Source organism: Rhodophyticola sp. SM2404 (assembly GCF_053570515.1).
In genome coordinates this window covers 45,958-70,403 of sequence record NZ_JBSEDL010000009.1, presented here as the reverse complement: position 1 = coordinate 70,403, position 24,446 = coordinate 45,958, and the positions used below count along the sequence as shown (strand labels likewise).

24 protein-coding genes are annotated in these 24,446 nt (G+C 57.7%); 14 read left to right on the top strand and 10 right to left on the bottom strand.

Going from position 1 to position 24,446, the window contains the following annotated elements:
• Positions 1-84 precede the first annotated feature (84 nt).
• The 4 genes from ccmE to speB form a co-directional block, all read right to left on the bottom strand.
• The gene (gene ccmE, locus ACTYEO_RS13220) at positions 85-537 is read right to left on the bottom strand and encodes a cytochrome c maturation protein CcmE (RefSeq protein ID WP_449324218.1); all 453 of its coding nucleotides are present in this window, start codon (positions 535-537) and stop codon (positions 85-87) included.
• A gap of 93 nt (positions 538-630) precedes the next feature.
• Positions 631-1,443 carry a glutamate racemase gene (locus ACTYEO_RS13215; protein ID WP_449324217.1) on the bottom strand — a complete coding sequence of 271 codons (813 nt, stop codon included), beginning with the start codon at positions 1,441-1,443 and terminating at the stop codon, positions 631-633.
• Positions 1,443-2,345: a lysophospholipid acyltransferase family protein gene (locus tag ACTYEO_RS13210; protein ID WP_449324216.1), complete on the bottom strand. Its 903-nt coding sequence runs from the start codon at positions 2,343-2,345 to the stop codon at positions 1,443-1,445. Before ACTYEO_RS13210 ends, ACTYEO_RS13215 begins: the two co-directional genes overlap by 1 nt.
• 83 nt (positions 2,346-2,428) lie before the next feature.
• Complete coding sequence (gene speB, locus ACTYEO_RS13205) at positions 2,429-3,391, bottom strand: agmatinase (protein WP_449324215.1); 963 nt, start codon at positions 3,389-3,391, stop codon at positions 2,429-2,431.
• Between the two features lie 119 nt (positions 3,392-3,510).
• Here speB and ACTYEO_RS13200 point away from each other — a divergent pair, with 119 nt between their 5' ends.
• The 9 genes from ACTYEO_RS13200 to ACTYEO_RS13160 all read left to right on the top strand — a co-directional run bounded on the left by ACTYEO_RS13200 (position 3,511) and on the right by ACTYEO_RS13160 (position 11,704).
• Positions 3,511-4,023, top strand: a complete 513-nt coding sequence (locus ACTYEO_RS13200) for a flavin reductase family protein (RefSeq protein WP_449324214.1) — start codon at positions 3,511-3,513, stop codon at positions 4,021-4,023.
• A 31-nt stretch (positions 4,024-4,054) separates the two neighbouring features.
• Positions 4,055-4,867, top strand: coding sequence for a nucleoside triphosphate pyrophosphohydrolase (gene mazG / locus ACTYEO_RS13195; protein ID WP_449324249.1), 813 nt, complete (start codon positions 4,055-4,057; stop codon positions 4,865-4,867).
• 156 nt (positions 4,868-5,023) lie between these two features.
• Entirely contained in the window at positions 5,024-5,875 is an 852-nt protein-coding gene (locus ACTYEO_RS13190) for a DMT family transporter (RefSeq protein WP_449324213.1), read from the top strand.
• A 218-nt stretch (positions 5,876-6,093) separates the two neighbouring features.
• Positions 6,094-7,209 carry an outer membrane protein transport protein gene (locus ACTYEO_RS13185; protein ID WP_449324212.1) on the top strand — a complete coding sequence of 372 codons (1,116 nt, stop codon included), beginning with the start codon at positions 6,094-6,096 and terminating at the stop codon, positions 7,207-7,209.
• A 133-nt stretch (positions 7,210-7,342) separates the two neighbouring features.
• Positions 7,343-8,221 carry an ATPase gene (locus ACTYEO_RS13180; protein ID WP_449324211.1) on the top strand — a complete coding sequence of 293 codons (879 nt, stop codon included), beginning with the start codon at positions 7,343-7,345 and terminating at the stop codon, positions 8,219-8,221.
• Between the two features lie 35 nt (positions 8,222-8,256).
• Positions 8,257-9,210, top strand: coding sequence for a homoserine O-succinyltransferase (locus ACTYEO_RS13175; protein WP_449324210.1), 954 nt, complete (start codon positions 8,257-8,259; stop codon positions 9,208-9,210).
• Between the two features lie 5 nt (positions 9,211-9,215).
• Complete coding sequence (locus tag ACTYEO_RS13170; RefSeq protein WP_449324209.1) at positions 9,216-10,157, top strand: alpha/beta fold hydrolase; 942 nt, start codon at positions 9,216-9,218, stop codon at positions 10,155-10,157.
• Between the two features lie 58 nt (positions 10,158-10,215).
• The gene (gene ppk2, locus ACTYEO_RS13165) at positions 10,216-11,097 is read left to right on the top strand and encodes a polyphosphate kinase 2 (protein ID WP_449324208.1); all 882 of its coding nucleotides are present in this window, start codon (positions 10,216-10,218) and stop codon (positions 11,095-11,097) included.
• On the top strand, positions 11,090-11,704 hold the full coding sequence (locus ACTYEO_RS13160) for a TetR/AcrR family transcriptional regulator (protein ID WP_449324207.1): 615 nt from the start codon (positions 11,090-11,092) through the stop codon (positions 11,702-11,704). The genes ppk2 and ACTYEO_RS13160 overlap by 8 nt, the downstream gene beginning before the upstream one ends.
• A gap of 50 nt (positions 11,705-11,754) precedes the next feature.
• Here the strand turns inward: ACTYEO_RS13160 and ACTYEO_RS13155 are convergent, their stop codons facing one another.
• Entirely contained in the window at positions 11,755-15,165 is a 3,411-nt protein-coding gene (locus ACTYEO_RS13155) for an indolepyruvate ferredoxin oxidoreductase family protein (protein WP_449324206.1), read from the bottom strand.
• A gap of 179 nt (positions 15,166-15,344) precedes the next feature.
• Between ACTYEO_RS13155 and ACTYEO_RS13150 the strand changes: the two genes are divergently transcribed.
• From ACTYEO_RS13150 to grxD, 5 genes are all read left to right on the top strand, one after another.
• Positions 15,345-16,259 carry a LysR family transcriptional regulator gene (locus ACTYEO_RS13150; RefSeq protein WP_449324205.1) on the top strand — a complete coding sequence of 305 codons (915 nt, stop codon included), beginning with the start codon at positions 15,345-15,347 and terminating at the stop codon, positions 16,257-16,259.
• Between the two features lie 209 nt (positions 16,260-16,468).
• The gene (locus ACTYEO_RS13145) at positions 16,469-16,936 is read left to right on the top strand and encodes a GNAT family N-acetyltransferase (RefSeq protein ID WP_449324204.1); all 468 of its coding nucleotides are present in this window, start codon (positions 16,469-16,471) and stop codon (positions 16,934-16,936) included.
• Between the two features lie 66 nt (positions 16,937-17,002).
• On the top strand, positions 17,003-19,165 hold the full coding sequence (gene purL / locus ACTYEO_RS13140) for a phosphoribosylformylglycinamidine synthase subunit PurL (protein ID WP_449324203.1): 2,163 nt from the start codon (positions 17,003-17,005) through the stop codon (positions 19,163-19,165).
• A 78-nt stretch (positions 19,166-19,243) separates the two neighbouring features.
• Positions 19,244-19,480, top strand: coding sequence for a BolA/IbaG family iron-sulfur metabolism protein (locus ACTYEO_RS13135; protein ID WP_449324202.1), 237 nt, complete (start codon positions 19,244-19,246; stop codon positions 19,478-19,480).
• Between the two features lie 12 nt (positions 19,481-19,492).
• Positions 19,493-19,852, top strand: a complete 360-nt coding sequence (gene grxD / locus ACTYEO_RS13130; protein WP_449324201.1) for a Grx4 family monothiol glutaredoxin — start codon at positions 19,493-19,495, stop codon at positions 19,850-19,852.
• A gap of 94 nt (positions 19,853-19,946) precedes the next feature.
• On the opposite strand, the gene der is transcribed toward grxD, so the two are convergent.
• The 5 genes from der to uraH all read right to left on the bottom strand — a co-directional run bounded on the left by der (position 19,947) and on the right by uraH (position 24,319).
• On the bottom strand, positions 19,947-21,404 hold the full coding sequence (gene der, locus ACTYEO_RS13125; RefSeq protein ID WP_449324200.1) for a ribosome biogenesis GTPase Der: 1,458 nt from the start codon (positions 21,402-21,404) through the stop codon (positions 19,947-19,949).
• A gap of 94 nt (positions 21,405-21,498) precedes the next feature.
• Positions 21,499-21,939: a YaiI/YqxD family protein gene (locus ACTYEO_RS13120; RefSeq protein ID WP_449324199.1), complete on the bottom strand. Its 441-nt coding sequence runs from the start codon at positions 21,937-21,939 to the stop codon at positions 21,499-21,501.
• Positions 21,940-21,947: 8 nt separating this feature from the next.
• The gene (locus ACTYEO_RS13115) at positions 21,948-22,712 is read right to left on the bottom strand and encodes an HpcH/HpaI aldolase family protein (protein WP_449324198.1); all 765 of its coding nucleotides are present in this window, start codon (positions 22,710-22,712) and stop codon (positions 21,948-21,950) included.
• A gap of 21 nt (positions 22,713-22,733) precedes the next feature.
• Positions 22,734-23,966, bottom strand: a complete 1,233-nt coding sequence (locus ACTYEO_RS13110; RefSeq protein ID WP_449324197.1) for a urate hydroxylase PuuD — start codon at positions 23,964-23,966, stop codon at positions 22,734-22,736.
• Positions 23,966-24,319, bottom strand: coding sequence for a hydroxyisourate hydrolase (gene uraH / locus ACTYEO_RS13105; RefSeq protein WP_449324196.1), 354 nt, complete (start codon positions 24,317-24,319; stop codon positions 23,966-23,968). Before uraH ends, ACTYEO_RS13110 begins: the two co-directional genes overlap by 1 nt.
• Positions 24,320-24,446: the final 127 nt, after the last annotated feature.

Genomic DNA, 24,446 nt, shown 5'->3' with positions numbered 1-24,446 from the left:
CCATGCTCGGTGATTGGTGGAGGGCAGATGACCATAAAGGGATGAAGAAACCGTTAAACGGCGCGTGTCAGCGGTGCGAGCGCCTCAGCTATCGGCCCCTGCCTCGGGGCGGTAGACGCCTTGGGCTTCCAGTGCATCGATCACCTCTTCGGGCATATAGGTCTCATCATGGCGGGCCAAAATCTCGGTGGCTTGGAACACGCCATCCACAAGACGGCCCGTGCCAACCATGCCTTCCCCTTCGCCAAACAAATCAGGCAAAACGCCCGTATAAAGCACAGGAATGCTGGCCCCGCCATCGGTCACGGCAAAGGAGATCGTTTCGCCCTGCCCGCGCGTCAAGCTGCCTTCCTCGACCAAGCCCCCAATGCGGAAAACCTGATCAGCCGAGGGTGGGTTCTGCGCCACATCACTGGGCGGCAGAAAAAAGTTGATCCCGTCACGGAACCCATAACCGATCAAAGCGGTCGCACCGATCAGGCAGACCGTGATCAACATGATGATCTGGACACGTCTTTGTTTTTTGAGCCCCCGCATGGGTCTCCTCCCTCAACTCAATACTTTTCCCTTGCGCCTATAGATTGGTATTGCCGCCCCGATGTCCAGAGGGCGCACCAAAGCGTCGCAGGATCAGGCTTTCTGGAACGCGATCTCGCGGCGCAGGAACTGGGTTGCTTTGCTGGAGACCTTTTTTGGGTCGCCCGTGGTCAGATACATGCTCTGCGTGCCCGCACCCAACATTTCAGGATGGCGCGCCAGATAATCCTCAAGGCTGGCTGCCACGAGGCTGGGTTGCGAATAAACGGCCACATCAGGCCCGAGCGCATCGCGGAACACATCCTCGACCAGCGGGTAATGGGTGCAGCCCAGAATTGCGGCTTCAGGCTTGGGCATACGGCGCAAAAGCGCCTCGACATGGCTGCGCACCAAGGCCTCGGCCAAGATCATATCGCCCATCTCAATGGCATCGACCACGCCGCCACAAGGTTGAGCTTCGACATCTACCCCTATGGCGCGAAAGGCTAATTCCCGCTGAAAGGCGCGCGATGATACTGTGGCAGGCGTGGCAAACAGCGCCACATTATTCACGGCCACCTCACGCGGTGGGGAATTATCGCCCCATTGCCGCTCGGTCATTGCCTCGATCAGGGGCACGAACACGCCGAGCACGCGTTTATCCTTGGGGATCCAGCTTTCCTGCATCTTGCGCAAAGCCGCCGCCGAGGCGGTATTGCAGGCCAAAATCACCAGATCACAGCCTTGATCAAACAAATGCTGCACACCCGAGGTGGTCAGATCAAAGATATCATCGGCATCGCGCACCCCGTAAGGCGTATGCGCGTTATCGCCGAAATACACATAGGGCAGATCAGGCATCTGCTTGGTAATTGCATCTTGAACGGTCAGCCCGCCAAGCCCTGAATCGAAAATACCGACGGCCATCAGCCTCGCCCTTCTTTTTGTCTTTCATCAAACTCGAACCCCACCAATTTGGCGTCAATGGGCCTCGGGCTTAGACTGTAGGTGCGTTCGCGCAGGAAATCCATCATTGCGCGCGTATCCGAGCCGAAAGGCGCCAAGTCCTCTCGTGGAATCGGTTTGCCGATCACGACGCGCACGGGCGCGTTGATCTTGGAGCGGAACTCCTTGATCAGAAGCCCCATCCGAAGATTAGTGTGCAGATGGCTCATCAATTGGAACAGGCGCGAATTATGCCCGTCAAAGAAGATAGGCACCACTGCCGCGTCAGATTTCGCAATCATCCGCGCAGTAAAGCCGCGCCAATACGGGTCCATCGGGCGGCCAAAGGGTTTGGCCGAGGTCGAAACAGTGCCGCCCGGAAACACGCCAATCGCGCCGCCATCGGCCAGATAGCGCAGCGAGGCTTTGCGGGTTTCGATATTCTGGGCCACCGCCTCACGGGTTTCATCGAAAGAGATCGGCAAAACCACGCGATCAAGATCTTCAGCTTTGCGGAAGACGTGATTGGCCAGAATGCGGAAATCGCCGCGGGTGCGCGACAGGATATGCCCCATCATCAACCCATCCAGAATGCCGTAGGGATGGTTTGCGATGGTGATCACAGGGCCCGTTTTCGGAATATTGTCGAGGCTGCCACCAATGACATCGAGGGTCAAACCATAGCGCTCGGCCATCACATCCCAAAAATCACGGCCCTGCCGCACCTCGGCATCATAGCCGCGCGCCATGCGGATCAGACCATAGCGGCCCGTGCTGTTTTCCAGCGCACGGATCACCGCGCGCCCGCCCTTGCTGGCCGCCGATGAGGCATAGGAAATATCGCGCGCAATCTGCCGCTCTAGGGTTTTCAGCTTTCGGGCCATTCTGCTTTGGGCTCTTGGTTGTTCGCGTGGCGTTTTAAATACGTGGCCTGCACGATTCTTGCCAGTGCCATATCGCCTCGTGGCTAGCGGCGGGGCCAACCCCAAAGACACAGCAATTCCATGCCGACATGGGCGGCAGCCACTGCCGTGATATCGCTATGATCATAAGGGGGCGAGACCTCGACGATATCGCCGCCCACCAGATTGATCCCTGCAAGATCGCGCAGGATCATGGCCGATTGTGCCGAGCTGAGGCCGCCCCAAACGGGCGTGCCCGTGCCAGGCGCAAAGGCGGGGTCGAGACAGTCGATATCAAAGCTGAGATAGGCGGGATGTTCGCCCACAATCTCGCGGATACGGGAAGCGACGAAAGAGGGGCCCTCCTCATGAACAGTGCGTGCATCAATCACTTCGATGCCCAGATTATCCTCGACCACGGTGCGAATGCCGATATGGACCGAACGCGCGACATCAATCAGCCCTTCTTTCACGGCTGTGTAGCAAAATGTGCCGTGATCTACGCGGCTGGCATCATCATCGGGCCAAGTATCGGTATGGGCGTCAAATTGGATCAGCGCGACAGGCCCATAGGCCTTGGCATGGGCGCGCAAAATCGGCAGCGTGATCGAATGATCGCCGCCAAGCGTGATTGCAGCCGCACCCGCCTCAAGTATAGTTGAGATATGAGCCTCGATCCGCGCAGGCACATCGGGCACATGCGCATAATCAAAGGCCATATCCCCGTAATCGGCAATGGCCAGCGCCTCAAGCGGGGAATAGCCATCCCAGCCATAGGGCGGGTCGAAAGGTTGCAAGCTGGAGGCTGCACGGATCGCGCGTGGCCCCGCCCGAGTGCCGGCACGGTTGGTCACCGCTTGATCAAAGGGGATGCCCGTGATCGCCACATCCACGCCCGATAAATCCTTGGTATAGAGACGGCGCAAAAAACTTGTGGCCCCGCCAAATGCATTCTCAAAGGACAGGCCTTTAAGCTGATCGCGCGTAAAAGCCTGATCTACCTGCGATTTTGCATCTTCCAGCGCCATAGCACCCTCCTGCGTGAACCCGCGATAAGCAGATCAAGACTTGCGAAAAAAGACAAGCGGAACTGGAGACTATTATGAAATCGGTCTATGTCGATCCTCAGAGGCAAAAGGCGGGACAGATGGCTGAGCAGGATACGCAAAAGGTTTTGCGCGAAGAGTTTCTGGATGCGATGAGCCGTGCGGTTTCATCAGTCTGTGTGGTCACCACCGATGGCCCTGCAGGGCGCGGTGGTGTGACGGTTTCGGCGATGACCTCGGTCTCGGCAGATGGGAGTGCGCCCACGATGCTGGTCTGCGTCAATGCAAGCGCCAGTGCGGCCCCGTTATTGTTGGAAAACAAGGCATTTTGCATTAATATTCTGGCGCAAGAGCAAAGCGAGATTTCCGATATTTTCTCAAGCCGCGCCCCTGCCCCCGGTGGCGATAAATTCAATGCGGTCACGCCGCAAAAACTGGTCACAGGCGCGCCCGTTTTTGCGGAAGCCTTGGCAGGGTTTGATTGCCGCTTGATCTCGGCCGAGCGGATCGGCACGCATTACATGTGCCTTGGCGCTGTAGAGGCCGCGCAAAGCGGCGAAGGCCGCCCGCTGCTGTACGGGATGCGCAGCTATCAACGCGCCGAGCCGTTTTAACGAGAAGGAGTCCCGCGCCATGCCCGATACCATGCCAGATGATGCCCTGATCCATGACCCCAAAGGTGGCATGCCACGGCTTTTGGAGATCATGCGGCGCTTGCGTGATCCTGAAACGGGCTGTCCTTGGGATATCGAGCAGAATTTCGAGACCATCGCGCCCTATACGGTCGAGGAAGCCTATGAGGTGGCCGATGCGATCGAGCGCAAGGCATGGGATGAGTTGCGCGGCGAGTTGGGAGATTTATTGCTGCAATCTGTCTATCACGGTCAAATGGCCAGCGAGGCTGGATTGTTCAGCTTTGACGATGTGTTGCGCGATATCTCTGACAAAATGGTCTCGCGGCATCCGCATGTGTTCGGCGATGAGACCCGCGATAAATCTGCCGAAGACCAGACCCGCGATTGGGAAGTGATGAAGGCCAAGGAACGCGCGGCCAAGGCGCGCTCGGGCGTGCTGGATGATGTGGCGCTTGGCCTGCCTGCCTTGATGCGGGCCGAAAAACTCCAGAAACGCGCGGCGCGGGTCGGGTTTGATTGGCCCGATATCGGAATGGTGATCGACAAGATCGCCGAGGAAGCGGGTGAATTGGCGCAGGCCCGTGATGAGTTGCCGCAAGACAAGATTGCCGAGGAAATGGGGGATTTGCTGTTCGTGATGGCCAATCTGGCGCGCCATTTGAAGGTGGATCCCGAAACCGCTTTGCGGGCGGCCAATGCCAAATTTGTCCGCCGTTTCGCCTTTATCGAGACGGAATTGGACAAGGCAGGCAAGCGCCCTGATCAAAGCGATCTGGCCGAGATGGATGCGCTTTGGAACAAGGCGAAGCTGCAGGGCCTCTAGCGTTGCATAAGTATTTTTGAAGCAAAGATGGACGCGGCGTTAAAAAGCGTGCCTCTTGCCGTGGCTTGGGGGGCGGTTCATGCTCGGCCAGTGGCATAATGGACGGGATTGATTTTGGACGAGACGGAAATCAGGCCAGGACGAGCGGCAATTTGGATGATCGGCGCGATCGTGTCCTTCTCGACCATGGCGGTTGCGGGGCGGGCCGTGTCTTTTGAACTCGATACCTTCGAGATCATGACCTATCGCTCGGTTGTGGGTGTGCTGGCCGTGCTGATCATCGGGCGCGTCGCGGGCACGCTTGGACAGGTGAAGCGCCGCAATCTGCATTTGCATTTCTTCCGCAATATCTTCCATTTCGGCGGCCAGAACCTGTGGTTTTTCGCCATCACCGTTATTCCATTGGCGCAAGTATTTGCGCTGGAATTCACCTCGCCGCTTTGGGTGGTGGTCTTGGCGGCGCTGTTTTTGGGGGAGCGTTTGACAGCCGTGAAAATCCTTGCGGGTCTTTTGGGCTTTGTAGGGATTTTGATTGTCGTGCGGCCATGGGGGGTGGAGTTATCGCCCGGCATGATCACCGCCGCTTTGGCAGCGCTTTGCTTTGCCGCGACAGCCATTTTCACCAAGCGCCTGACCCGAAGCGAGACGATCACCTGTATCCTGTTCTATCTGACCACAATGCAATTGGGCTTTGGCCTGATATGCAGCCTATATGATGGCGAGATGGCGGCCCCTTCGCTGGTGACACTGCCTTGGCTGGTTCTGATCGGTTTTGCAGGGCTGACGGCGCATTTTTGTCTGACCAAGGCCTTGTCGCTGGCGCCTGCCAGCATCGTGATGCCGATTGATTTCGTGCGCTTGCCCGTGATCGCCCTGATCGGCGTGATCCTTTATGGCGAGGCGTTGGAATGGCCCGTTTTGTTCGGTGCCGTGCTGATTTTCGGGGCAAATTACATCAATATCCTTGCCAGCAACAAAAAGCCAAACGTGAGCGTGAAAGCGGCGTGACTGGGAACGATTGTCGCTTTCGGGCCACGCAGGTGCGCTTAAAATGGCTCCATCCCTCACGAAATTGGGAAAACTTACCTTAGGGCAGCTTGACGCCACGGAAGAATTGAAAACTTACCTTAGTTTGTCTTTGGTGCCAAAACGGCCATCACAGCGCTTTTAAAAAGGCGCGTTTTTATACATAATTGGGGCCTTGGAACAGTCTGGGGAGGACTTCCATGAAAAATTTCGCAGCCGCGACAGCGGCAGTTTTTGCGACGAGTGTTGCGGCTCAGGCGGGCGGGCTTGACCGAGATCCACTTACAACATCCATGCTGTTTGAAGAAGGCACTTATGTTGAGCTGTCTTATTCAAATGTCAGCCCTGAGGTTTCGGGCGTTGGGGTCAATGGTCTTTTCGCAGGACGGAACTCGGGCAATATGTCCGACAGCTACAGCGTTGCACGGCTGAGCTTTCGGCAGGATATCACGGAGGCGCTGTCCTTTGCCCTGATCTCGAGCGAACCTTACGGCTCGAATGTAAATTACGGCCCATCAACCTACCCCTTTGCGAATTCCACGGCAGCCCTCAGCACCAAACTGCTGACAGCCGCGCTGCGCTATGAATTCGACAATGGCTTCTCGGCCTATGCGGGTTTGAACGCATTGGCCGTGGATACTGGGGTATATGTCAGCACGCCCACTTTCGCCTATCGCCTGACAGGAGATAGCGACTATGAATTGGGCCATATGGTTGGTGTCGCTTATGAACGACCTGATATCGCTCTGCGTGTTGCCCTGACCTATTTCAGCGAGATCGAAGTTGGAATGTCTGGCGCAGAAGGTGTGGGAGCGGCTGGCACGGCCTCTGGGGCGGTCGCCACAAGTTCGAGCGCGTTCAACGTGACAATGCCTGAATCGCTTTTGCTGGAGATGCAAAGCGGTGTTTCCGAAAACACGCTTGTATTCGGTTCGGTGCGTTGGACGGGTTGGGACGGGTTCCAGATCAGGCCAAATCGCTATCCTGCGGGGGCCTTGGTCAATTACACCGATGATGTTTACACCTACACACTTGGTGTCGGGCATCGTTTGAACGAGAATTGGTCGCTTTCGGCCTCGGTTGATTATGAAGCGGCGACAGGTGGCTTCAAGGGCAATCTCGGGCCAACAGATGGTCGCCGCTCTTTCGCGCTTGGCGCGGAATATTCGCGCGACAATTATTCTGTATCCGCAGGTATCCGCCGGATCGAAATTGGCGATGCGCAAACCATCCTGAGCACCACAGGGCCAATGACCAGCTCCTTTACCGGCAATAGCGCGACAGCCGTCGGCATCCGCTTCGGGTATCAGTTCTAAGCTGTCATCTGGGCTGAAAATTTAGACCCTCGCGCCACAAGCGCGGGGGTTTTTCGCATCTGCCCCAAGTTTCTACGTGAACTCGGTGGCTCAGCGGGGTAATCCTGCGCCACAAAGCTTGTGGACCCAATGCATGACCCTAATCTACCAAAACGCAAATGACTGGCAAAGCGCGCCCGAAAAGCATGTGCTTTTCTTCGGCATGTCGGGCCTTGGAAAAACCCATTTGGCAAGCCTGCTGCGCGCCAAAGGGGATTGGTTCCATTACTCCATCGATTACCGCATCGGCACCGCCTATATGGACGAGCATATTGCCGACAACCTCAAGCTACAGGCGATGCAGGTGCCGTTTTTGCGAGAGCTGCTGCGCTCAGACTCGATCTATATCGGCTCCAATATCACCTTTGACAATCTCGCCCCCCTCTCCAGTTTTCTGGGCAAGCCTGGCGATCCCGCCAAGGGTGGCCTGCCTTTTGAGGAATATACCCGCCGCCAAGGGCTGCATCGCCGCGCCGAGATGAATGCCCTTCTGGACACGCCGTCCTTCATCGGGCGCGCCCGTGATCTCTATGGTTATCCGAATTTTGTCTGCGACACGGGCGGGTCAATCTGTGAAATGGTTGAGCCTGAGAATAGCGAGGATGAGGTTCTTAAAATCCTCTCGGCCAATACGCTGATGATCTGGATCAAGGGCAGCGAAGACCATACCGAAGAGCTGGTCCGCCGTTTTGATAAAGCGCCTAAGCCTATGTATTACCGACCTGATTTCCTGCTGACGCAATGGCATGCCTATCTTGCGGAGACGGGCGCCGCCCCTGACAGCGTCGATCCCGATGCTTTTGTGCGCTACACCTATGCGGCCGCGCTGAAGGCGCGTACGCCGCTTTATGCCGCTATGGCCAAGCATTGGGGTATCACGGTGTCTGCTGATGATGTGGCCCGTGTGAGCGATGCCAAAGATGTCATCGCATTGATCGGCCACGCCCTTGAGACAGCCCCGCATCAGCCCTAAATACCAGTTCCCATTATTTCCGGACCTTTGAGCCCATGCCTATTCGCCTGCCCTCCACCCTGCCCGCCTTTTCCGTGCTACAGCGCGAAGGCGTGATGGTTATGGGCCGCAGCGCGGCTGACAAGCAGGATATCAGGCCGCTCAGGATCGGGTTATTGAACCTGATGCCCAAGAAAATCCAGACCGAGACGCAATTCGCGCGTCTGATCGGGGCCACGCCTTTGCAGGTGGAATTTTCCCTCATCCGCATGTCCGAGCATGAGACAAAGAACACCGCCGCCGAGCATATGGAGGAGTTTTACCGCCCCTTCAGCGAGGTAAAGGACGAGAAATTTGACGGATTGATCATCACAGGCGCTCCGATCGAGCATCTGCCCTTTGAGGATGTCACCTATTGGCAGGAACTCAGCGAGGTATTCGACTGGACCCAGACCAATGTGCATTCCACCTTTGGCGTTTGCTGGGGCGGGATGGCGATGATCCATCATTTCCACAAGGTCAAAAAACATGTGTTGGATCACAAGCTGTTCGGCTGCTACCGCCACATGAACTTCCTGCCGGAAAGCCCTTATCTCAGAGGTTTTTCTGACGATATGATCATGCCTGTCAGCCGCTGGACCGAGATGCGCAAAGATGAGATTGAGGCCGCGGGCCTGCCCATCCTGCTGCATTCCAATGAGGTCGGCCCTGCTTTGGTCGAAGACCCCGCGCATCGCGCGCTCTATGTGTTCAACCATTTCGAATATGACAGCGGCACCTTGAATGAGGAGTTCCAGCGCGATCTGGCCAATACCCAAGTTGAGGGCAAGGATATTCAAATGCCTCTCAATTACTTCCCCGAGGATGATCCGCAGCAAAAGCCGCTGAACCGCTGGCGCGGCCATGCGCATCTGCTTTATGGCAATTGGCTCTCCGAGATTTATCAAACCACGCCCTATGACATCTCGCAGATCGGTCAATCCAGCACCGATTGGCGCAAGGACGGGTGAGGACAGTGATCTATACGTCTCTCGCGCTCTTGCTCCTGCTGACGGCGCTGACCCAGTGGCGCGCCGCCCGAAATGAGGCCCGCGCCGAGGCCGCCTACCCGCCTGAGGGCGAATTCCTCGAGATTGACGGCCAGCGCATCCATTATGTGATGGCGGGCAGCGGCCCTGATCTGGTGTTGATCCATGGCGCATCGGGCAATACCCGCGAGTTTACCTTCCGCATGCGCGATGCCCTCTCGGATCGCTACCGCGTGATCATTTTTGACCGCCCAGGCCTTGGCTATTCCGACCCGCTGGATGGCTCGGATGCCGCATTGCGCGACCAAGCGCTGCTTTTACAACGCGCCGCCGCCCGATTGGGCGCGGATCGCCCGCTGGTTCTGGGCCAATCCTATGGCGGCTCGGTCGCGCTGGCTTGGGCCGTACATGCACCTGAGCATTTGGCAGGCCTCACGCTGGTCTCGGCCGCCTCCAATCCTTGGAGCACGGGGCTTGGCACCTATTACACGGTGCTATCGAGCTGGTGGGGGCAACGCTTTGTCATCCCCCTTCTGACCGCTTTCGTGCCGCCCCGCGTGGTGGATAACACGATTGACGAGGTCTTCCTGCCCGAAACCCCGCCTGAGGGCTATCACGACTATATCGGCGCGGGCCTCACCCTGCGCCGCCCCGCGATGCGCGCCAATGCTCTGCAACGCGCAGCCCTTCTGGACGGCATCCTTGCGCAACAGCCCCGCTATGGGGATATCACCCAACCCGTTGAAATCATCCATGGCAGTGCCGATACCACCGTACCGCTCTCTATCCATTCCGAACCGCTCTCGCGCCAGATCCAAGACGCGAATTTGACCATATTGGACGGCGCTGGCCATATGCCCCATCACACTGCCATGCCTGCAGTGATCGACGCCATCGACCGCACCGCCGCGCGCGCTGGATTGAACTAGGCCCTTGGGATGCTTAGTGTTAAAAGGCGAAACATTTAAACGACAGCAAGGCGAGATCATGAGCCTCCCATTTGACGGCGCGATCAGTAAATTCTTCGATCAAGACGCCCCGAAATCTGTGCGAAAAGCCATCGAGACCGCCAAGAAAGACAGCGTTCTCGACCCCTCCTATCCCTATGACAGCCGCATGGACCGCGATGACTACGAGGATGATCTGGCAGCCCTGCAGATCGAATTGGTCAAATTCCATGCATGGGTGCGCGACACGGGTCAAAGGGTGGCTGTGGTCTTTGAGGGGCGCGATGCGGCTGGCAAAGGCGGCGCGATCTCGCGGGTGCGCCAAAACCTCAACCCGCGCGTGGCAGGGGTTGTGGCGCTGTCCAAACCCTCAGAGCGCGAGGCCACACAATGGTATTTCCAGCGCTATATCCAGCATTTGCCTGCGGGGGGTGAAATCCGCCTCTTTGACCGCTCGTGGTATAATCGCGGCGTGGTCGAGCATGTGTTCGATTTTTGCACCCCAGACCAGCGCAACAGCTTTTTCGACCAACTTCCCAGCTTTGAGAAAACCATCACCGGTGACGGGATCAGTCTGACGAAAATCTGGCTCAATGTCGGCCGCGCCGAGCAATTGCGCCGCTTCCTTGACCGCGAACAAGACCCGCTCAAACAATGGAAACTCAGCTGGATCGATGTGGAAGGCCTCAAGAGATGGGATGCCTATTCCGATGCGATCCAAGACACGCTGACCCGCTCCCATAGCGAGGCGGCCCCATGGACGGTGATCCGCGCCGATGACAAGCGCCGCGCAAGGCTGGCCGTGATCCGCACCATCCTGTCCCGCCACGCCTATGACGGGCGCGATGACAAGGTGGTGGGCCAAGCCGATCCAAGCATTTGCGGCGATCCTGCAATGTGGACAGCGGGCCAAGATGCCTAAGCGCGGCTATCATCACGGCAATCTCAAGCAGGCCTTGGTCGATGCAGCCCTTGTGCTGATCACCCAAAAAGGCCCTGCAGGCTTTACCCTGTCGGAGGCTGCCAAAAATGCAGGGGTCACCCCCGCCGCCGTCTATCGCCATTTTGAGGGCCGCGAAGATCTGATCGCCGAGGCCGCCATTCAAGGCCATGAGATTTTCGCCGATCTCATGACCCATGCCTTCAATAAGGGCCAGCCATCGGCTCTGGAGGCGTTTGAGGCCACAGGCCGCGCCTATCTCGCCTTTGCCCGCAAATATCCTGGCCATTACATGGCGATGTTTGAAAGCGGGCTATCGCAAAACCGCACGCCTGATCTGGCCGCGGCCTCCAAACGCTCCCGCGCAGTGCTGGAAGAAGCCGCCGAAGCGCTCTCGCAACAACTGCCCGAGGGGCGCCGCCCGCCCGCTTCCATGTTCTCGGCCCATATCTGGGCCATGAGCCATGGCGTGGTCGAGCTTTTCGCCCGCGGACGCGAAGGCGGCAATTCGCCTTTCCCACCCGAAGACCTGCTCGAGGCGGGCATCGGCATCTATCTGCGCGGCTTGGGGCTGATCCAACCAGATTAAGACCGCGCTCTATATCTTTGCTTTAAAAATACTTATTCCGAAATCAGCCATCATTCAGCGGCATGACGAAGCGGCGCGCCACCTGCCTGAAAGGCCTCCCATAGCTCGGCCCGTCTGATCGCGGCTTTCTCGGCATTGGCCTGTTTCACAGGGCCAAATCCCCGAATGCTCAAAGGCAGTTCCGCCAGCTCCACCGCGATCTCCAGCGTCTCGGGCGTGACCTGTGCCAGCACCTGTTCCATATCCGCTTCATATTGCGCGATCAGCGCGCGTTCCATCCGGCGCTCATGCGTATGACCAAAGGGGTTCAAAACGCTGCCCCGCAAAGGCTTCATCTTCGCAAGCAATGGATAGGCTTTGGCAATCCAAGCGCCGAATTCACGCTTTTTCGGGCGGCCTTGGCTATCTGTCCCGCTCAGCATCGGCGGTGCGAGGTGATAGCTCAGGCGCAAATCCCCTTCAAATACCTTGCGCGCTTTGGCTTCCGTCTCCAGATGCAAGCGCGCGACCTCAAATTCATCCTTATATGCCAAGAGCTTATGGTAGCCTTTGGCGATAGCCTCTTTCAATCGCGGCTCGGGCACGCTCTCCACCAGATCGCGGTAGCGCGCGGCCAGTTTCTCGTTTTGGTATTTCACCAAATGCGCGGCGCGAAACGCGATCTTGTCGTCAAGGCTGGCGGGCGCTTGGGGTGTTTGCGGCGCGCAGATCGCCTCGGCTGCTGTGGCGTTTAACACGGCCCATCTGCCATATTCAAAGGCCGCCTTGTTGCGGTCCACAGCCGCGCCATTTAGCGCAATAGCCTGATGGATCGCTTCATGGCTCAAAGGCACCTGCCCCATCTGCCACGCCGCGCCAAAGACCATCATATTGGAATAGATCGAATCCCCCAATAATTTGGCCGCCAGTTCCGTAGCATCAAACATGGCCAAACGATCTCGTAAACGTGCCTGAAGGGCCAGTTTCAGGTCCTCAGCGGGGATGCGGAATTCGATATCAAGGGTGAACTGGCCCGTGATGATCTCATGCGTATTCACAGCCGCGGCCGTTTTGCCTGTCCGCATCAGCCCGAGCGTTTTTGCCCCGCCTGTAACCACCAGATCGCCGCCGATGATCGTATCCGCCTCGCCTGTGGCCACGCGGATCGCGCTGATATCCGAGGGGTGTTTGGCCAGCCGCAGATGGATCGCGACAGCGCCGCCCTTTTGGGCCAGCCCCGCCATCTCGATCATGCCCGCCCCCATGCCATCAATCTGGGCGGCCTGCGCCATCACGGCGCCGATTGTGACCACGCCTGTGCCGCCCACCCCAGTGATCACCACGTTATGGGTATGGGTGATTTCGGGCAGGACGGGATCGGGCAAATCGCCAATATCGACCTCGGCGGTGGCATTTTTGCGAATTTTCGCGCCCTGCACCGTCACAAAGCTGGGGCAAAACCCTTTCACGCAGGAGAAATCCTTGTTGCAACTGGATTGATCAATCGCGCGTTTGCGGCCCAGTTCCGTTTGCACCGGAACAATCGAGACGCAATTGGATTGCACCCCGCAATCGCCGCAGCCCTCGCAAATATCGGTATTGATAAAGACCCGCTTATCGATATCGGGAAAGCTGCCCCGTTTGCGGCGGCGGCGCTTCTCGGCGGCGCAGGTCTGGATATAGAGGATCGCCGAGACCCCCTTTTTCACCTTCATCTGATCTTGCACCTTAGCCAGATCATCGCGCTCATAGCGCGGGATGCCCCTTGGAAAGGCGCTCCAGTCGATATCTTCCTTGGGATCATAGACGATAGCGATATGGGCCACCCCCATCGCCTTGAGTTCATGCGCGATCTGGCTTGGCTTTAGATCGCCCTCGTTATTCTGGCCACCTGTCATGGCAACCGCATCATTATAAAGAATTTTATAGGTGATATTGGTGCCTGCGGCCAAAGCCGCTCGGATCGCCAGAATGCCTGAATGGTTATAGGTGCCCTCACCCAAATTCTGGAACACGTGATCGCGGGTCGAGAATGGTGCCTCACCCACCCAATTGGTGCCTTCCGCGCCCATATGGGTATAGCCTTCAGTGTTGCGATCCATCCAGAGCGCCATCACATGGCAGCCGATCCCTGCGCCCGCCCGCGAGCCGTCCGGCACTTTGGTGGAGCTGTTATGCGGGCAGCCCGAGCAGAACCACGCCGTGCGCTGCGCCAGATCAGGGGCGTTATCGGCGCGCATGGCCTCTGTCACGCTGTCCATGCCTGCTTGAATGCGGTCCGTGCAGCGCCCCTCTTCCTTGAGGATTTCGCCCAGTTTCAACGCAATATCATTCGGGTCCAGCGCGTAATGGCTGGGGAAAAGCTCGGCCCCATTGGTGCCTTTGCGCGCGCCATAAACCCGCCGCCCGCGACGATCATCAAAAATAGCTTCCTTGACCTGCACCTCGATCAATTTGCGCTTTTCTTCAACGCAGACGATCAGATCCAGCCCCTCGGCCCAATCATGCAGCCCGCGCATATCCATGGGCCATGTCTGGCCGACCTTATAAGTGGTGATGCCAAGCCGCGCGGCCTCATCGCCTGTGATCCCCAGCAATTCCAACGCATGTACCAGATCAAGCCAGTTCTTGCCCGCCGCAACAAAGCCGATCTTTGCGCCTGCTTTGCCCAAAACGCGCTTATCAATGCCATTGGCATGGGAAAACGCCTCGGCAGCGAAGCGCTTATACGCCAAGAGACGTTCTTCCTGTGGCACCCAATGATCGCCAAGGCGGATATTCAGCCCACCCTCAGGCATCTCGAAATCCTGCGGGACCCTGAACGACAACCGATCAGGTCTTCCATCCACCACACTGGTCGCCTCGACCGTGTCTTTCATTGTCTTGAGGCCCACCCAGACACCTGCATAACGGCTCAAAGCAAAGCCGTAATGCCCGTAGTCAAGGATTTCCTGAACGCCTGCAGGGCTGAGAACGGGCATATGGGCATCGACAAGCGCCCAATCGGATTGGTGGCAGGTTGTCGAGCTTTCGCCAGTATGATCATCGCCCATGGCCATCAGCACACCGCCATTGCGCGAGGTGCCCGCCATATTGACATGCCGCATCGCATCGCCCGAGCGGTCCACCCCCGGCCCTTTGCCATACCAAAGCCCGAAAACACCGTCGAATTTGCCCTCACCGCGCAATTCCGCCTGCTGGCTTCCCCAAAGCGCTGTTGCGGCCAGATCTTCGTTCAGGCCAGGCTGGAACAATATGTCTGACGCCTCCAGCTGTCGTTTTGCCCGTGCCATCTGCATATCAACCGCGCCAAGCGGCGATCCGCGATAGCCCGTAACATAGCCTGCTGTGTTCAACCCTGCCTGTGCATCACGCCATTTCTGCTGCAACATCAAACGCACCAGCGCCTGAGTGCCATTCAAAAGCACGGGGGATTTCTCGAGATCGAAACGGTCATCTAGCGAGACCTGTTGAACACCCATGAGGCACCTCCATACCGGAACGGGATTCGTTATCGAAAGCATAGGTCAAAAATGCTGACCTTAAAAGCGCCTAAAGACGCGGCAACGCGGCGTCATAATACACAATTTTCGGTTTCTGTTTATCAATGGCTTTGAACCGCCGTTGATAAGGAGGTAACGACGACCCAACGGAGGGCGTTATGGACTGGGACAGATTGCGAGTATTTCATGCGGTCGCGGATGCGGGCAGCCTGACCCATGCGGGTGAGGTGCTCCATCTCAGCCAATCCGCTGTCAGCCGCCAAATCCGCGCGCTGGAGGAAGATTTCAACACAAATCTCTTTCATCGCCATGCGCGCGGCCTGATTCTGACCGAACAGGGCGAATTGCTTTTTGAAGCGACCCGCCACATGTCCAAACGCCTTGATGCCGCCTCGGCGCGCATTCGCGACAGCGAAGAGGAAGTCTTTGGCGATCTCAGGGTAACCACCACAATCGGCTTCGGCTCGATCTGGTTGGCGCCGCGTCTGGCCAAGCTCTATGAGAAATATCCCAATCTGAAAATCGATCTGATGCTGGAAGAGCGGGTATTGGATTTGCCAATGCGCGAGGCTGATGTTGCCATCCGCATGAAAGAACCCAGTCAGGCCGATCTGATCCGCAAACGCCTGATGAATATCCATATGCGCCTCTACGCATCCCCCGCCTATCTGGAGAAGACAGGCACGCCTATGTCACTGGATGAATTGGGAAATCATAGGATTGTCAGCCAGAATGCGACATCCGCCCAAGTCAGTTCGGGCGCGCTTTTGGTGCGGGAGTTGATGTCGCATGATGTGGGCAGCGTGTTGACGGTGAATAATTACTTTGGCGTGCTCCAAGCTGTGATCCATGATCTTGGTATCGGGGTTTTGCCTGAATATCTGGTCGAGGATTTCCCCGATCTGGTCCGCGTCCTGCCACAAGTGGAATCGAGCGATGTGCCCGTTTTCCTTGCCTATCCTGAGGAGCTGCGCCAATCAAAACGGGTCGAGGCGTTCCGTGATTTCGTGAGCGAGGAAATTATGAGCCACCGCAGAAAAATGCGCGATTTGGAAATAAATACGCCGTCCTAGCCTGTGGGCTATGCGCCACACGCATAGCCGCATTGCGGCATTGAAACGGGTTTTGTCTTGATCGTTCGCAAACTGCTGATTATTTAATCTCCAGTGATCATGAGCATGCAGTTGCTTTGATTACTACCTCCCTGTTGGACTTCGGCCGAGATTCGTCTCGGCCTTTTTTTTTGGATTTTTATCCGCTTGGCCTCTACAAGATGTTCAAGATGATAGAGACCAACCCACAAGATTTTGATGATTTCGCAGCGCTGCTGGCGCTCTTGCACTCCTGCTTTGCTTTTATGGAGGGCCGCATTGATCCGCCCTCCTCGCTTGACAAGATGACCCAAGCCGATCTGCGCGCCAAAGCTCAGGCCGAAAACCTCATTCTTTTCAGAGACAAAACAGGCGCGCCAAAGGCCTGTCTTTTTGCAGTGCAGCAAAACCAAACGCTCTATCTGGGCAAGCTGGCTGTGGCGCAGGAGTTGCGCGGCCAAGGTACCGCGCGCGCTTTGATCGAAGCGGCGGAAAAGCTGGCGCGTGATTTGGGCCTGAGCGCGCTTGCGCTGCAAACCCGCATCGAGTTGACCGAGAACCACGCCTGTTTCACCCGCCTTGGCTTTACCGAGACCGCGAGAGTGGCCCATGCTGGCTATGACCACCCCACCAGTATCTGCTTTCAACGCATGCTCTAGCCCTTCCCCCTCGGGCCGCACTGTTTTAAAGACAGGCTCAAACAGACCAAATGGGAAAGCCGCCTGATGCATGAGCCCGCAATTACACCCGAATTGATCGCCGCCCACGGGCTAAGCCCCGACGAATACGAGCGCGTTCTTGAGATCATCGGACGTGAGCCGAGCTTTACCGAGCTTGGAATTTTTTCGGCCATGTGGAATGAGCATTGCTCCTATAAATCCTCGAAGAAATGGCTGCGTACGCTGCCGACCACAGGCCCGCAAGTGATCTGCGGACCAGGTGAGAATGCGGGGATCGTGGATATTGGCGATGGCCAAGCCGTTGTTTTCAAAATGGAAAGCCACAATCACCCCTCCTATATCGAGCCTTATCAGGGGGCCGCGACTGGTGTGGGCGGCATTTTGCGCGATGTCTTTACCATGGGCGCGCGCCCAGTGGCTGCGATGAATGCGCTGTCCTTCGGGGAACCCGACCACCCCAAGACCCGCCAGTTGGTGCACGGCGTGGTTGCAGGCGTTGGCGGCTATGGCAATTGCTTCGGCGTGCCGACCGTGGGCGGCGAGGTGCGTTTCCACCCCGCCTATAATGGCAATTGCCTCGTAAACGCCTTTGCTGCGGGTCTGGCCGATACGGATAAGATTTTTTACTCCGCCGCCTCGGGCGTGGGGATGCCTGTCGTTTATCTGGGTGCCAAAACAGGGCGTGACGGTGTGGGCGGGGCGACCATGGCCTCGGCTGAATTTGACGACACGATTGAAGATAAACGCCCCACCGTGCAGGTTGGCGACCCTTTCACCGAAAAACGCCTGATGGAGGCCTGTCTGGAATTGATGGCCACGGGCGCTGTGATTTCCATTCAGGATATGGGGGCCGCTGGCCTGACCTGTTCGGCGGTGGAGATGGGCGATAAGGGCGGTTTGGGTATCAAGTTGACCTTGGATTACGTGCCACAACGCGAAACCGAGATGAGTGCCTATGAAATGATGCTCTCGGAGAGCCAAGAGCGCATGTTGATGGTGCTCAACCCCGAGCTTGAGGCCGAGGCGCGCGCAGTCTTCGAGAAATGGGACCTTGATTTCGCGATTGTCGGCGAGACGATTGCCGAAGACCGCTTCCTGATCCTGCATGGCAATGACGTGATGGCTGATCTGCCTTTGTCGAAACTGGCCTCCTCGGCCCCTGAATATGACCGCCCATGGGTGGAAACACCCGCCGCAGACCCGCTGGATTTCGTGCCCGAGATTGACCCGATTGATGCGCTGAAATCCTTGGTGGCCTCGCCCAATTACTGCTCGCGGGCGTGGGTTTGGGAACAATATGACACGCAAGTGATGGCGGATTCGCTCCGCACTCCTGGTTTGGGTGCGGGCGTGATCCGTGTGCATGGCACCGATAAAGCGCTGGCTTTCACCTCGGATGTGACGCCGCGATATGTGAAGGCCAACCCCTTTGAAGGCGGCAAGCAAGCCGTGGCCGAGGCCTACCGCAACCTTTGCGCGCTTGGGGCCACGCCTTTGGCCAGCACCGATAACCTGAATTTCGGCAATCCCGAAAAGCCCGAGATCATGGGCCAGTTTGTGGGCGCGATCAAAGGGATCGGCGCGGCCTGCGAGGCGCTGGATATGCCGATCGTATCGGGCAATGTCTCGCTTTATAACGAGACCGATGGCACGGGCATCCTGCCCACACCGACCATCGGCGCGGTCGGGCTGCTGGCCCATGTCGATGATCTGATCGGCGGCACCGCTCGGGACGGCCATTTCGCTATTTTGGTGGGTGAAACGACAGGCCATCTGGGGCAATCGGCCTTGCTGGCCGAAGTGTTCAACCGTGAAGACGGAGATGCGCCCCATGTCGATCTTGAGGCCGAGCGGCGCAATGGCGAATTTATCCGCGACAATCGTGCGCTGATCTCGGCCTGTACCGATCTGTCTGATGGCGGTCTGGCTTTGGCGGCCTTCGAGATGGCCGAGGCCGCAGGTGTAGGCGTGGTGCTGGAGCCTGCCGATGCCGCGACCCTGTTTGGCGAAGATCAGGCGCGCTATCTGATCGCCTGTTCCTTTGACAAGGCCGAAGCCTTGATGGTTGAGGCGGGCAAAGCGGGTGTGACCTTGGCAAGCGTGGGTAAATTCACCGGCAGCAGCGTCAAGATCGGCAGCTCGGAGGCGGAACTTGACGCGCTAGTGGCGCTTTATACCTCCAGTTTCGCTGCCAATTTTGATGCATAGCAATTCGCGCCCTTCCCTTGCGGGAGGGGCATGCCCGCTCTACATTCTGTGGGACAGATAATCAGGGATACCGACGCCATGGCCATAACGGCAGAAATCATCGAGGATTTGATCAGGGAGAGCTTTCCCGAGGCCGCCATCACCGTGCAAGGCGATGACGGTGCGCATTTTGCGGCCCAAGTCATTGATGAAAGCTTTCGTGGTATGAACCGCGTCCAGCAACAACGCGCGGTCTATGCCGCGCTTAAAGGCAAAATGGATGGGAGTGCGGGCGAATTGCATGCGCTTGCCCTGACCACCAAGGCACCAGAATAAGGAACGTCCAAGATGAGCGCTGAGACTAGGATCAAGCAGACGATCACCGAGAATGATGTGGTGCTATTCATGAAAGGCACCAAATCCATGCCGCAATGTGGCTTTTCCAGCCGTGTTGCAGGGGTGTTGAATTACATGGGCATCGAATTTGCCGATGTGAATGTGCTGGCCGATGAAGATATTCGCCAAGGCATCAAGGATTTCTCGGATTGGCCGACCATCCCGCAGCTTTATGTGAAGGGCGAATTTGTGGGCGGTTGTGATATCATCACCGAGATGACGCTTTCGGGCGAGCTGGACACGCTGTTTGAGGAAAACGGTGTGGCCTATGACAAAGACGCGGCCGAGAAAATTCGCGAAGCCAATGCCTAAAGCCTGAGCGGGACAGGGGCTCTGCCCCTGCGGGCCGCTTATGCGGCCCTGACCCCGAAGTATTTTACAAAGCAAAGATGAAGCAGGGGAGCGTTTAGCCTCCCTTTTTCGTCTCGCCTTTGCGCACATGTTTTGACAGGCGCGAGGGGACCGATTTCTTGCGGTCCTTATAGGGGTTCTTATCCGCCTGACTGCGCATATAGAGGCGGATCGGTGTGCCCGGCATATCGAAATCAAGGCGCAACCCATTGACCAGATAGCGCGAATAGCTCTCGGGCAGTTTTTCGGGATGCGAACACATCACCACAAATCCCGGCGGGCGGGATTTGACTTGGGTCATATAGCGCAGCTTGATCCGGATACCGCCTGGTGCGGGGGGCGGATGCGCCTCGAGCATGGCACCAAGCCAGCGGTTCAGCGTGGCGGTCGGCACGCGGCGGTTCCAGACAGATTGCGCGCGCATGATCGCGGCATGAAGGCGATCAAGACCTTTGCCGGTTTTGGCCGAGACCGTGATCATCGGCGCGCCTTTGAGCTGGGGCAGGAGTTTTTCAAAGCTATGGCGCAGCTTTTTCAGCTTCTCCTGCTTATCTTCCTCGATATCCCATTTATTGACCGCGATCACCACCGCGCGGCCCTCACGTTCGGCCAGATCGGCGATGCGCAAATCCTGCGATTCAAAGGGGATCGCGGCATCGAGCAAGACCACAACGACTTCGGCGAATTTCACCGCGCGCAGCCCGTCCGAGACCGAAAGCTTTTCCAGCTTTTCCTGCACTTTGGCGCGTTTGCGCATGCCAGCCGTGTCAAAGATGCGCATTGGCACCTCATCCCAGACAAAGGGCACCGAGATCGAATCCCGTGTGATGCCTGCCTCGGGGCCTGTGAGCAAACGATCCTCACCGATGATCTGGTTGATCAGGGTGGATTTGCCTGCATTGGGGCGGCCTACAATGGCAATTTGCAAGGGTTTCTTGATGGTTATGAGACGATCCTCACCCGTCCCCTCTTCATCGACATCAATCTCGGTTTCGGCCTCTTCAACTGTTTCAGCCGCCGCATCGACCATGGGTTCGAGGAGGGTGAGCAATTCGCTCATCCCTTCGCCATGCTCGGCAGACAGCGCGAGCGGCTCGCCAAGGCCGAGGCTGAAGGCCTCATAAAGACCCGCCTCGCCCGCGCGGCCTTCGGCCTTATTGGCGGCCAGAATGACATTGGTGCCGCGTTTGCGCAGCAGATCGGCAAAGAGTTGATCGGTGGGGGTGACGCCCATTCGCGCATCAATCACGAACAGACAGGCATCGGCCATATCCACCGCGCGCTCGGTCAGACGGCGCATGCGGCCTTGAAGGCTGTCATCGGTTGCCTCTTCGAGGCCGGCAGTATCCACAACGGTGAATTTCAGATGCCCCAGCCGTGCCGCCCCTTCGCGCAAATCCCGCGTGACGCCCGGCTGGTCATCCACCAGCGCAAGGCGCTTGCCCACAAGCCGATTGAACAGCGTGGATTTGCCGACATTGGGGCGCCCGATAATGGCGAGAGTGAAGCTCATGACACGATCCTGTTTCCAAGAGATGGCGCATAACGCACCCTTGGCGCAAAGGGAAGCACCGATGCCACGCAGCCCTCAAATAGCAGTCCCAATCTCAAAGTTTGCGCAATGTCGTCTCGAGCGCATTGGAGAAAGCCGAGCGATCGGATTTGGAAAAGGGTTTGGAGCCGCCAATGCCCTGCATATCGAGGCCTGCGCGCAAATCAGCCATGATCGCGCGGGTGGCGACCGCGCCGCCGATGGAATTGGCCGTGAAGGGCACGCCCTTATGGCTGAGCACCAAGGCGCCCGCTTTCACACAACGCTCGGCCAGCAGGATATCGGCGGTCACGACCAGCACGCCCTGCCCCGCCATCTCGGCAATCGCATCATCGGCAGCATCAAAGCCGTCATCCACCATTTGCATTGTGATCAGCGGATGCTCGGGATGGCGCAGATATTGATTGGCCACCAAGCGCACGGGCATTTTATGGCGGTAAGCGGCGGCATAGATCTCATCCTTGACGGGACAGGCATCGGCATCAACTAGGATCATCGGGGCGCTCACAAGCTCCGCTTGGCAATCGCGCGCACGCCATCGGCATAGACGCTGGTTTCGACATTCATGCCCAGAAAGGTCACGCCGAGCTTGGCGTAATGGCTTTGCTTTTCAGGATCGAGCGTGATGATCCCTGCTGCTTTGCCCGAGGCCACGATGCGCGTGATCGCATCATCAATCGCATCCATCACCACCTTATTGCCCAAGTCATGGGTATAGCCCATATCGGCGGCCAGATCGGCGGGGCCGATAAAGACGCAATCCACCCCATCGGTGGCGCAGATCGCCTCGAGGTTTTCAAGCGCGCGGGCCGATTCTGCCTGCACCATCACGCAAATCTGCGCATTGGCAGTGGCGGGGTAATCGGAATAGCCGCCGAAATCAGCGGCGCGTGTGCTGGTCACCCCCATGCCGCGAATGCCTGCAGGCGGATAGAGGCAGGCGCGCACCACGGCCTCGGCCTCTTCGGCGGTGTCGACCATGGGCACCAAGACCGATTGCACCCCCAGATCAAGCACCTGTTTGAGGATCCATGCCTCATTGGAAGGGACCCGCGCCACGGCTTGAGCGGGCGTGCCTTCCAGCGCGATCAATTGGCGGCGCATCAATTGCGGGTCATAGGGGCCATGTTCATGATCCAGAAGGCACCAGTCAAACCCTGCTTTGCCTGCGATCTCGGCACTCACCTCGGAGCACATATTCATCCACAGCCCCCGCTGCATCTGCCCTGCGCCAAGCGCGGCCTTGAGGTGGTTTTTCGGTGCTGGCATCTGGTGTCTCTCCCTTAGGTGTTAAAGCGCGCCGCCTGTGACCTCACGGTACCAGCGCCGGATCAATGCGCGGTCCTCCTCCGCGATGAAACTGCTGCTGCCCGGTGGCATGGCATGGGTGACGCCTGCTTGAAGGTAGATGGCGCGGGCCTGCTGCGCAATCCGTCCATCCGTGTCGAGCATCACGCCGCGTGGGGCCGCCGCCAGTCCGGGCCAGAACACCTCCTGCGCATGACACATGGAGCAATTGCCAAGCACGACATTGGCCACATTGGGAAAGCTGTCATGGGCGGCAAAGCGGGTGGCCGCAGGGCTGAGGGCGGCTTGCTCCATCCCGTCATCGCGCATTAGCGGCAGGCTGGAGAGCCAGACAATCACCGCGAAAATCAACGCGGTGACGCCCCATGTCCACCACAACATGCCTTTGCGCGCATGCATCGTGTTGAAGAAATGCCGGATCGTGACCCCCATCAGGAAGACAAGGCTTGCGATTAGCCAGTTATAGGCGCTCGCGAAGGCCAGCGGGTAATGGTTCGACAGCATCAGGAAGATGACAGGCAAGGTCAGGTAATTGTTATGGGTGGAGCGCAGCTTGGCGATCTTGCCGTATTTGGCATCGGGGATGCGCCCTGCCTTCAGGTCCGCCACCACAATGCGCTGATTGGGCATAATGATCATGGCGACATTGGCGGTCATGATCGTAGCGGTAAACGCGCCCAGATGCAGCAGCGCCGCGCGGCCCGTGAAGATTTGGGTATAGCCCCATGCCATCACCACCAGCAGCACGAACAACAGCAGCATCAAGACGGTCGGGTTCTCGCCAAGGGGGGATTTGCACAACAGATCATAGATCACCCAGCCAATCACTAGTGAAAGGGCTGAGATCAAGATCGCCTGCCAAACCTCTAATTCCATGACATTATAATCGATCAGGAACAGCTCGGCCCCGACCCAATAGACCAGCGCCAGCAGCGCCACGCCCGACAGCCATGTGGCATAGCTTTCCCATTTGAACCAAGTCAGATGCTCGGGCATTGCTGCGGGGGCGACCATGTATTTCTGCACATGGTAGAACCCGCCGCCATGAACCTGCCATTCCTCACCATCCGCGCCCGAGGCCAGAGCCGCATCGCGTTTGAGGCCAAGATCAAGCGCAATGAAATAGAAGCTGGAGCCGATCCACGCGATGGCGGTGATCACATGCAGCCAGCGCACCGCAAACTCGGCCCAATGAAGAAGAATCGTGGTATCCATTAACTGCCCCGATAGGTGGAATAGCCATAAGGTGAAAGAAGAAGCGGCACATGGTAGTGATCCTGCGCCGACATCCCGAAGCGGATCGGAACGGTATCGAGGAACAAGGGTGCCGCCCCGTCCTGCCCTGTGGCGCGCAGATAATCGCCCGCATGAAACACCAATTCATATTCGCCCGTGGCAAACTCGCCCTCGGGCAGGATCGCACCATCGGTGCGGCCATCTGCATTGGTCGTTTTACGCGCCATCATCACCCGAGCCTCGCCGTCAATGCGGTAGAGTTCAATACGCAACCCCTCGGCGGGGCAGCCGCGTGCCGTGTCCAACACATGCGTTGTCAAAAATCCGGGCATCAAGGACCTCTCTCTCTAGGCAATGCCCGTTTTTCGGGCGAAAACTGGCCAAGCACAAACCCCAAGAGCTTTGAGGCAGTTTCTGATCTTTTTTGAAAGCGAAGCGCGCTTTATCCTGTATCTAACG

What these genes read in the sequence shown, in the direction of transcription:
- ccmE (WP_449324218.1), bottom strand. Translation starts at nt 537, where the DNA reads ATGCGGGGGCTCAAAAAACAAAGACGTGTCCAGATCATCATGTTGATC.
- ACTYEO_RS13215 (WP_449324217.1), bottom strand. Translation starts at nt 1,443, where the DNA reads ATGGCCGTCGGTATTTTCGATTCAGGGCTTGGCGGGCTGACCGTTCAA.
- ACTYEO_RS13210 (WP_449324216.1), bottom strand. Translation starts at nt 2,345, where the DNA reads ATGGCCCGAAAGCTGAAAACCCTAGAGCGGCAGATTGCGCGCGATATT.
- speB (WP_449324215.1), bottom strand. Translation starts at nt 3,391, where the DNA reads ATGGCGCTGGAAGATGCAAAATCGCAGGTAGATCAGGCTTTTACGCGC.
- ACTYEO_RS13200 (WP_449324214.1), top strand. Translation starts at nt 3,511, where the DNA reads ATGGCTGAGCAGGATACGCAAAAGGTTTTGCGCGAAGAGTTTCTGGAT.
- mazG (WP_449324249.1), top strand. Translation starts at nt 4,055, where the DNA reads ATGCCAGATGATGCCCTGATCCATGACCCCAAAGGTGGCATGCCACGG.
- ACTYEO_RS13190 (WP_449324213.1), top strand. Translation starts at nt 5,024, where the DNA reads ATGATCGGCGCGATCGTGTCCTTCTCGACCATGGCGGTTGCGGGGCGG.
- ACTYEO_RS13185 (WP_449324212.1), top strand. Translation starts at nt 6,094, where the DNA reads ATGAAAAATTTCGCAGCCGCGACAGCGGCAGTTTTTGCGACGAGTGTT.
- ACTYEO_RS13180 (WP_449324211.1), top strand. Translation starts at nt 7,343, where the DNA reads ATGACCCTAATCTACCAAAACGCAAATGACTGGCAAAGCGCGCCCGAA.
- ACTYEO_RS13175 (WP_449324210.1), top strand. Translation starts at nt 8,257, where the DNA reads ATGCCTATTCGCCTGCCCTCCACCCTGCCCGCCTTTTCCGTGCTACAG.
- ppk2 (WP_449324208.1), top strand. Translation starts at nt 10,216, where the DNA reads ATGAGCCTCCCATTTGACGGCGCGATCAGTAAATTCTTCGATCAAGAC.
- ACTYEO_RS13160 (WP_449324207.1), top strand. Translation starts at nt 11,090, where the DNA reads ATGCCTAAGCGCGGCTATCATCACGGCAATCTCAAGCAGGCCTTGGTC.
- ACTYEO_RS13155 (WP_449324206.1), bottom strand. Translation starts at nt 15,165, where the DNA reads ATGGGTGTTCAACAGGTCTCGCTAGATGACCGTTTCGATCTCGAGAAA.
- ACTYEO_RS13150 (WP_449324205.1), top strand. Translation starts at nt 15,345, where the DNA reads ATGGACTGGGACAGATTGCGAGTATTTCATGCGGTCGCGGATGCGGGC.
- ACTYEO_RS13145 (WP_449324204.1), top strand. Translation starts at nt 16,469, where the DNA reads ATGATAGAGACCAACCCACAAGATTTTGATGATTTCGCAGCGCTGCTG.
- purL (WP_449324203.1), top strand. Translation starts at nt 17,003, where the DNA reads ATGCATGAGCCCGCAATTACACCCGAATTGATCGCCGCCCACGGGCTA.
- ACTYEO_RS13135 (WP_449324202.1), top strand. Translation starts at nt 19,244, where the DNA reads ATGGCCATAACGGCAGAAATCATCGAGGATTTGATCAGGGAGAGCTTT.
- grxD (WP_449324201.1), top strand. Translation starts at nt 19,493, where the DNA reads ATGAGCGCTGAGACTAGGATCAAGCAGACGATCACCGAGAATGATGTG.
- der (WP_449324200.1), bottom strand. Translation starts at nt 21,404, where the DNA reads ATGAGCTTCACTCTCGCCATTATCGGGCGCCCCAATGTCGGCAAATCC.
- ACTYEO_RS13120 (WP_449324199.1), bottom strand. Translation starts at nt 21,939, where the DNA reads ATGATCCTAGTTGATGCCGATGCCTGTCCCGTCAAGGATGAGATCTAT.
- ACTYEO_RS13115 (WP_449324198.1), bottom strand. Translation starts at nt 22,712, where the DNA reads ATGCCAGCACCGAAAAACCACCTCAAGGCCGCGCTTGGCGCAGGGCAG.
- ACTYEO_RS13110 (WP_449324197.1), bottom strand. Translation starts at nt 23,966, where the DNA reads ATGGATACCACGATTCTTCTTCATTGGGCCGAGTTTGCGGTGCGCTGG.
- uraH (WP_449324196.1), bottom strand. Translation starts at nt 24,319, where the DNA reads ATGCCCGGATTTTTGACAACGCATGTGTTGGACACGGCACGCGGCTGC.